The following is an 8389-nucleotide window of genomic DNA, read 5'->3' as shown; positions in this document are numbered from 1 at the left end:
CGCCACGAGTCCCTTTCACAATTTGATCTGCGCCCTGTCCGCCCCTGCTCGCCCTACGCCCCGTGCCCCGCTATACTTCCCGGCTTTTCCTGAATAAATGCCAATAGGGTCCCGCCGCGCATGGATAAGACCTACCAGCCGCACGCCATTGAAACTTCCTGGTACAACACCTGGGAGTCCGAGAACTACTTCGCCCCTCAAGGCGAGGGCGAGTCCTACACCATCATGATCCCGCCGCCGAACGTCACCGGCAGCCTGCACATGGGTCACGGCTTCAACAACGCGATCATGGACGCCCTGATCCGTTTCCGCCGCATGCAGGGTCGCAACACCCTGTGGCAGCCAGGCACCGACCACGCCGGTATCGCCACGCAAATGCTGGTGGAGCGTCAACTCGAAGCTCAGGGCCAGAATCGTCACGATCTGGGCCGTGAGAAATTCCTCGAGAAAGTCTGGGAATGGAAGGATCAGTCCGGCGGCAACATCAGCCGTCAGATCCGCCGCCTCGGCTCGTCCGTGGATTGGAGCCGTGAGCGCTTCACCATGGACGACGGCCTCTCGGAGGCGGTGAAAGAAGCCTTCGTGCGCCTGCACGAGGACGGTCTGATCTATCGCGGCAAGCGTCTGGTCAACTGGGACACCAAGCTGCACACGGCGATTTCCGACCTTGAAGTGGAAAACCACGACGAGAAAGGTTTCCTGTGGAACCTGAAGTACCCGCTGGCCGATGGCGCCAAAACCGCTGAAGGCAACGACTACCTGATCGTCGCGACCACGCGTCCGGAAACCATGCTCGGCGACGCCGCCGTGGCCGTTAACCCGAACGATGAACGCTACAAAGCCCTGATCGGCAAATTTGTCGAGCTGCCGCTGGTTGGCCGCCGCATCCCGATCATCGCCGACGATTACTGCGACCCTGAATTCGGCACCGGCTGCGTGAAAATCACCCCGGCCCACGATTTCAACGACTACGAAGTCGGCAAGCGCCACAACCTGCCGCTGCTGAACATCTTCGACAAAAACGCCCATGTGCTGCCTGCGGCCCAGGTGTTCAATCTCGACGGCACACTGAACGAGAGCATCGACGGCAAGATCCCGGCCGAATACGCCGGCCTCGACCGCTTCGAAGCGCGCAAGCAGATCGTGGCAGCGTTCGAAGCCGCCGGCCTGCTGGTCAGCGTCGACGACCACGCCCTGAAAGTGCCTAAAGGCGACCGCTCCGGCACCATCATCGAGCCGTGGCTGACCGACCAGTGGTACGTGTCCACCAAGCCATTGGCCGAGCCGGCCATCGCCGCGGTTGAAGACGGCCGCATTCAGTTCGTGCCAAAGCAGTACGAAAACATGTACTTCTCGTGGATGCGCGATATCCAGGACTGGTGCATCAGCCGTCAGCTGTGGTGGGGCCACCGGATTCCGGCCTGGTACGACGAGTCGGGCAAGGTCTATGTCGGTCGCGACGAAGCCGAAGTGCGTGCCAAGCACAACCTCGGGCCGGACGTTGCGCTGCAACAAGACAACGACGTTCTGGATACCTGGTTCAGTTCGGGCCTGTGGACCTTCTCCACCCTGGGCTGGCCGGAACAGACCGAATTCCTTAAGAAATTCCACTCCACCGACGTGCTGGTGACCGGTTTCGACATCATTTTCTTCTGGGTTGCCCGGATGATCATGCTCACCATGCACTTGGTGAAAAATGAAGACGGCACGCCGCAGGTTCCATTCAAGACCGTGTATGTGCACGGTCTGGTACGTGATGGCCAGGGCCAGAAGATGTCCAAGTCCAAGGGTAACGTCCTGGACCCGCTGGACATCATTGACGGTATCGAACTGGAAGATCTGGTGCAGAAACGCACCTCCGGCATGATGCAGCCGAAACTGGCGAAGAAGATCGAGAAGCAGACCCGCGACGAGTTCGCCGACGGCATCGCCAGCTACGGCACCGACGCCCTGCGCTTCACGTTCTGCTCGCTGGCGTCCACCGGTCGCGACATCAAGTTCGACATGGGCCGCGTCGAAGGCTACCGCAACTTCTGCAACAAGATCTGGAACGCCGCGCGCTACGTGTTGGACAAAGGCGAAGACTGCGGCCAGAACGGCGAAGCCTATGAGCTGTCCCTGGCGGATCGCTGGATCATCTCGCAGTTGCAACGCACTGAAGCCGAAGTGACCCGTCAGCTCGATCAGTTCCGTTTCGACCTGGCGGCACAAGCCTTGTACGAGTTCATCTGGAACCAGTATTGCGACTGGTACCTGGAACTGTCCAAGCCTGTGCTGTGGGACGAAAACGCGCCGGTCGAGCGTCAGCGCGGCACCCGTCGCACCCTGGTTCGAGTGCTGGAAGTCGCTTTGCGCCTGGCTCACCCGTTCATGCCATTCATCACCGAAGAAATCTGGCAGCGCGTCGCACCGCTCGCCGGTATTCAAGGCAAGACGATCATGTTGCAACCTTGGCCAGTGGCCGTTGAGGCACGCATCGACCAGGCTGCCGAAGACGATATCGAATGGCTCAAGGGTCTGATGCTCGGCACGCGTAACATTCGTGGCGAGATGAACATCGGTCCAGGCAAGCCGCTGAACCTGTTCCTGAAAAACGTCAGCGCCGAAGATCAGCGTCGACTCACCGAGAACGAAGCTCTGCTGAAGAAGCTGGCGCGTCTGGAATCGATCACTGTTCTGAAGGCAGGCGAAGAAGCTCCACTGTCCGCCACCGCACTGGTTGGCGAGATGGAAGTGCTGGTGCCGATGGCCGGCCTGATCGACAAGGACGCCGAACTGGCGCGCCTGGACAAGGAAATCCTGCGTTTGCAGGGCGAAGTTCAGCGCGTCGGCGGCAAGCTGTCCAACGCCGGTTTCGTCGACAAGGCCCCGGCCGAAGTCATCGAGAAGGAACGCGCCAAACTGGCTGAAGCTGAACAGGCTTTGGGCAAGCTGGCGGAGCAACATGCGCGGATTGCCAGTTTGTAACGGCACATCGCAATAAAACAGGGAGGCCCCAGCGGCCTCCCTTTTTTATGCCCGCCACATACTCCCAAACACCCGCTGCCACAGGGACATGCAGCGATCTTCACAATTGGGTGAGCAGCAGCTGGATGTGGGACAATACCCGCCACTTTTAGCCATACCCGAATCGACCTCGCCCATGACCGCCCCCAGCACACCCAAACCTGCGCGCAAAAAGCCTAAACCCGCGACCCCGGCCAAAGCCGTGGAGCCACGCGAGAAGGCCAGCCTGCACCCGCGCAATCGCCATCAGGGTCGTTACGACTTCCCGGCGCTGATCAAGAGCACGCCGGAACTGGCGAAGTTCGTGATCATCAATCCGTACGGCAAGGAGAGCATCGACTTCGCCAGCCCGGACGCGGTGCGAGTGTTCAACCGGGCGCTGCTCAAGGCGTTCTATGGCATCGCCCATTGGGACATCCCGGCCGACTACCTGTGCCCGCCGGTTCCGGGCCGTGCCGACTACGTGCACTTCCTGGCCGACCTGCTGGCCAGCGTCAACGACGGCGAGATCCCTCGCGGCGCGCCGGTCAAGGTGCTCGATATCGGCATGGGCGCCAACTGCGTCTATCCGCTGATCGGCTACAGCGACTACCGTTGGCACTTCCTCGGCTCGGAAATCGACCCGATAGCCGTAGCCTCAGCCAAAGCCATCGTGCAGTCCAACGGGCTGAACAAAGCCATCCAGCTTCGCCAGCAAACTAATCCCAAGCACATTCTGTTGGGCTTGCTCGAACCCGGCGAACGCTTTGACCTGACGATGTGCAACCCGCCGTTCCACGCCTCGATGGACGAGGCGACCAAGGGTAGCGTGCGTAAATGGCGCGCGCTGGGCCGCGCCGACCCAAAACGCAAACTGCCGGTGCTGAACTTTGGCGGGCAATCGGCCGAACTGTGGTGTGAAGGTGGCGAGGCACGGTTTGTGACGCAACTAATCGCCGAGAGCGCGCACTTTCAACACAAAGTGCTTTGGTTCAGCACCCTGGTCTCGAAAGCCTCGAACCTGCCGGCGATCCAGACGGCGCTGAAAAAGGCCGGCGTATTGGAAAGCCAGGTCGTGGAAATGTCCCAAGGGCAGAAGCAAAGTCGCTTCGTCGCCTGGACCTTCCAGACCAAATCCGAGCAACAGGTCTGGCGCGAGCGCTGGGCCCGCAAAAGCTGAGTAACAACCGAGACAGCGATTGAGCCTGATCAATCGTTGAATCGCAGACACAAAAAAACCGTGCCCGGATTGCTCCGGAGCACGGTTTTTTTAACAAGTCTTACTTGTTGACAGCGTCGGTCAGGCCTTTGGCCACAACCAGCTTGATCACTTTCTTGGCAGCGATTTCGATGGCAGCGCCAGTCGAAGGGTTGCGGCCGGTACGGGCAGGACGCTCAGTCACTTTCAGCTTGCCGATACCTGGCAGAGTGATTTCGCCGCCGTTTTCCAGCTGATCGGCAACGATTTGGCCCAGTTGGTCCAGAGCGTTACGCGCGGTGGTTTTTGGCGCGTCGATAGCTTCAGCGATGTCGGCGATCAGTTGGTCTTTAGTAAGAGCCATTGTAGTGTTCCTTCCCTATCAAATTCATATGGATTGCAGAGTGCAGTGTCAGCCATCGAGCCCGATCTTCTGGATCTGGCACCCTCGGCCATAACCACGACGAGTCGGGGTTATAGATACCGAAATCAGGGTTTGGTTCGACCTGACAAATGCTGAATGCACGCTTAACGCAGTGACTTCGCGTAAGACCGGGCAAAACTAGCACAGAGACGGGGAAATATCCGCCTCTAGCTACCCATTTGGTCAGCTTTATTGCTCTAAATCGGGAAAAAATCACATCAGGGTCGCCGGAGAGCTTCGAATTGCCCTTCGGACCACGCCAAAACCAGTGGTTGCGGTACACTGGGCGCTTTTTCGGGGGAGCACGCCCTCCTCTCTCCAATCAGCCGAGAAGCCCATGCCGATCCGTCATTGCATCGTCCACCTGATCGACAAAAAACCCGACGGCACACCCGCAGTTCTTCACGCCCGCGACTCTGAACTGGCTGAGTCCGCGGCCATCGAGAACATGCTCGCCGACTTGAACGAAAGCTATAACGCCAAACAGGGCAAAGCCTGGGGGCTGTTCCATCCGGAGTCCGGCGCGTTTCCATTCAGCGGCTGGCTGAAGGAATACCTCGACGGTGGTCGTGATTTCACGGCCTTCAGCCGGGTGGCGGTCGAACATCTGCAAAAGCTGATGGAAGAATCCAACCTCTCGGTCGGTGGCCATGTGCTGTTTGCGCATTACCAGCAAGGCATGACCGATTACCTGGCCATCGCCCTGCTGCACCACAGCGAAGGCGTGGCGGTGACCGATCAGCTGGACGTGACCCCTTCGCGACATCTGGACCTTGGCCAGTTGCACCTGGCGGCGCGGATAAACGTCTCCGAGTGGCAGAACAACAAGCAGTCCAAGCAGTACATCTCGTTCATCAAAGGCAAGAACGGCAAAAAGGTTTCGGAGTACTTCCGCGACTTCATCGGCTGCCAGGAAGGCGTCGACGGCCCCGGTGAAACCCGCACTCTGCTCAAGGCGTTCAGTGACTTCGTCGAAAGCGAAGACCTGCCGGAAGAGTCCGCGCGTGAGAAGACCAAGACCCTGGTGGATTACGCCAGCAGCCAGGCCAAAATGGGCGAGCCCATGGGCCTGGAAGAGTTGTCCGGACTGATCGACGAAGATCGCCCGAAAGCCTTCTACGATCACATCCGCAACAAGGACYACGGCCTGTCCCCGGAGATCCCGGCGGACAAGCGTACCCTGAACCAGTTCCGCCGCTTCACCGGTCGCGCCGAAGGCCTGTCGATCAGCTTCGAAGCGCACCTGTTGGGTTCGAAGATCGAATACGACGAGGAGGCCGGCACGCTGATCATCAAAGGCCTGCCGACCCAACTGACCGACCAGCTCAAGCGACGCAACTGATGCTCGGTGGCGTGTTGAAAAAATTCCTGCTGATCCTGCTGATGGTTGTGGTTTACCAGAACTGGGGCAAGATCGAGCGGGTGCTTCACCCCTCGCAGGTGGTGTCCGAGCAGACCCAGGCCAAGGCCAACGTCGTGCTCTACGCCACTGACTGGTGCGGCTACTGCAAGCTGACCCGGCGCTTCCTCGATCAGAAAGGCATTCCGTACAAGGAATTCGATATCGAGAAGGATGCCGTGGCGCGCAAAGCCTATGAGGCACTCGGCGGACGCGGGATTCCGATCATCGATGTGAATGGAACGTTGATTCGCGGGTATGACCCGGACCAGGTGCTTGCGGCGCTGAAATAACCATCAGCTTCAAACAATCCTGTGGCGAGGGGGCTTGCCCCCGTTCGGCTGCGCAGCAGTCGCAATTTCCCGTGGATACGGTTTTCTCATCGAAATCCTGGGGGCGCTTCGCGACCCAACGGGGGCAAGCCCCCTCGCCACAGGTGCGTACGTCAGCAAGCCTCTATGCGAAACCCGAACCGCGGAAAGTGCACATGCACCACACCGGCCCGCTCGTCTTCACGGCGCAGAATCAACTCTTCGCTGCCGGCAAACATCAACTCACCCGCCACCGGATCAACCCCGTAATCAGTCGCCGCGATTACCACCTGCTGGCCAACCTCGAACCCGTTCGGCTCATCGAACTGCTCATCCGGCAACGGGGCCGGTGTGGCATTGCGGGCAATCTCTAGCGCTTGCTCGGCCGTCATCTCGCTGAACGCGCCATGACCAAAACCCATCACGCGGCCAAACCACGCCGAAACGGCCGGATAAGCATCCACCAACGGTGACGTCACGTGCGTCGCCTTGAGGAACCACAGCGAGTGAGCCAGGGCAAAGTCGGCAATCGACGGTTCGCCGAACAGGAAGTCCCCCTGCTCACGCTCAAGCTGCTGCTCCAGACGCGCCATGATCGTTGGCCACTGATGCTTTGCCTGCTCGGCCGACAACCGAGTGGCACTGCCACCGCTGAACAAGCCGGAGCGATCGGCCAGAAATGCCTTGATCGCTTCCGGCGACAATTTGCCGAAGCGCACCGCTACCGATTCTGGCTGGAACACCAGGCTGACTGCATGCTGGAACACCACCGAATCGGCCCACGCCGCAAAGGTCGCCGTGACCATTTCCTGGCCTTCCGGGAAAAACGCTGGTGAAGCTTTTTCCTGCTCCAGACGACGAGCGATCAACGCGGTGTCGCAATAGACATCAGCACCGATCTGCAACACCGGCGTCTTGCGGTAGCCGCCGGTCAGGGCCGTCAGGTCGGGTTTTGGCATCACCGGCGAGATCATCACAGAGCGCCAGGACAACCCCTTGAAGCCCAGCAGCAAGCGGGCCTTTTCGGCGAAAGGGGACGTCGGGTAATGATGCAGAATCAACTCGGACATGCTCGGCTCCGCCGCTCGGATAAGGAGCCCGCAGCTTAGCGCGCAATCGGCAGGCAGCCTACCCATCTGCCTGATGGGCACTTATCAGTCAGATTGATAAGCCCGCAGCCGCACTCGCCACCAGACATTCCTTGGCGCTTTTCTTGAGTTTCTTGATCAAACGCTCCTGGCGCAGCGCTTCGCCTTTATCGCGGCAGCGCTCGGTATAAACCAGCGCCACGGCCGGGCTCGACAGGAAGAAGCGCGCGCCCTTGCCACTCTGATGGGTGGCGAAGCGACGTACGGGATCGTCGCTGATCCCGCAGTAGAGCGAACCATTGGCCGCGCGAACGAGGTAGACGAACCAGGGTTTGCTGACAGGCACCGACGGTTCGGCGGCAATGACGGAAGATTCGCTCGAGGTGCTCACGTGACGATCAAGGCTTGAAAGAAAACAAGCCGCGATCTTATCAGCGACTGGCCTGGAATGCCTTCAGGCCCTTCAAGGCCTGAGCACGCACGGCGTTTCTCACCACCGGCGTCCAGCCCAGCAACAGCCCTTTGAAACCCAGCGCCTGACGCGACCAGCGCCACAGATCAAAACTGTCGTGGTGCTCGCAGATCTTGCCGTCGCGAAACACGAAACGCGCCTGAATGTCGTTGACCACGATATTGCCGGTCTGGCTGAACAGGTACGTCGCCACCCAATGGGCGCCGCCAGTGCGCTCATCGCTGCGCACGTTATCGAAGGTCAGGGAGAAGTCCTTGGCGCGGGTAGTGAGCATGCGCCACATATCGCCGGCATCGCGCCCGCGCAGCTCGCCGAACGCCGGATCACTGAACACCACGTCGTCGGTATAGCAGGCGCTCATCGCCTCGGCATCCAGCCGCTGGAAGGCTTGATAGAACCGGGTGATCAAGGCGTTGTGGGCATCACTCATGGGCAGGCTCCGGAAAATAGGCAGATTGCCAGCACGATAATCTGCAAACAGACGAAACACCATCAGCATTCGCCCCCCGAAT

At 59.8% G+C, this 8389-nt stretch carries 8 protein-coding genes; 4 read left to right on the top strand and 4 right to left on the bottom strand.

Going from position 1 to position 8389, the window contains the following annotated elements:
* Nucleotides 1–120: 120 nt before the first annotated feature.
* The gene (locus AC1DLB_RS03595; protein WP_086944738.1) at nt 121–2967 is read left to right on the top strand and encodes a valine--tRNA ligase; all 2847 of its coding nucleotides are present in this window, start codon (nt 121–123) and stop codon (nt 2965–2967) included.
* 175 nt (nt 2968–3142) lie between these two features.
* Complete coding sequence (gene rlmF / locus AC1DLB_RS03590; protein WP_018927099.1) at nt 3143–4165, top strand: 23S rRNA (adenine(1618)-N(6))-methyltransferase RlmF; 1023 nt, start codon at nt 3143–3145, stop codon at nt 4163–4165.
* A 100-nt stretch (nt 4166–4265) separates the two neighbouring features.
* Here the strand turns inward: rlmF and AC1DLB_RS03585 are convergent, their stop codons facing one another.
* Nucleotides 4266–4547: an HU family DNA-binding protein gene (locus tag AC1DLB_RS03585; protein WP_007905514.1), complete on the bottom strand. Its 282-nt coding sequence runs from the start codon at nt 4545–4547 to the stop codon at nt 4266–4268.
* Between the two features lie 397 nt (nt 4548–4944).
* Here AC1DLB_RS03585 and yejK point away from each other — a divergent pair, with 397 nt between their 5' ends.
* Nucleotides 4945–5949, top strand: a complete 1005-nt coding sequence (gene yejK, locus AC1DLB_RS03580; protein WP_477784611.1) for a nucleoid-associated protein YejK — start codon at nt 4945–4947, stop codon at nt 5947–5949.
* Nucleotides 5949–6299 (top strand): glutaredoxin family protein, encoded by a 351-nt coding sequence (locus tag AC1DLB_RS03575; protein WP_477743265.1) that lies wholly within the window; start codon nt 5949–5951, stop codon nt 6297–6299. The genes yejK and AC1DLB_RS03575 overlap by 1 nt, the downstream gene beginning before the upstream one ends.
* A 152-nt stretch (nt 6300–6451) precedes the next feature.
* Here AC1DLB_RS03575 and AC1DLB_RS03570 read toward each other — a convergent pair whose 3' ends face one another.
* The 3 genes from AC1DLB_RS03570 to AC1DLB_RS03560 all read right to left on the bottom strand — a co-directional run bounded on the left by AC1DLB_RS03570 (nt 6452) and on the right by AC1DLB_RS03560 (nt 8307).
* Entirely contained in the window at nt 6452–7387 is a 936-nt protein-coding gene (locus tag AC1DLB_RS03570; protein ID WP_064620166.1) for a glutathione S-transferase family protein, read from the bottom strand.
* Nucleotides 7388–7475: 88 nt separating this feature from the next.
* Nucleotides 7476–7796 (bottom strand): GIY-YIG nuclease family protein, encoded by a 321-nt coding sequence (locus AC1DLB_RS03565; protein ID WP_018927103.1) that lies wholly within the window; start codon nt 7794–7796, stop codon nt 7476–7478.
* A 40-nt stretch (nt 7797–7836) separates the two neighbouring features.
* Entirely contained in the window at nt 7837–8307 is a 471-nt protein-coding gene (locus AC1DLB_RS03560) for a nuclear transport factor 2 family protein (RefSeq protein ID WP_019581088.1), read from the bottom strand.
* Between the last annotated feature and the right edge of the window lie 82 nt (nt 8308–8389).

This window comes from Pseudomonas sp. 05N434, from assembly GCF_056396965.1.
The sequence above is the reverse complement of the archived record's forward strand: the minus strand, read 5'-3'. Positions and strand labels throughout refer to the sequence as shown.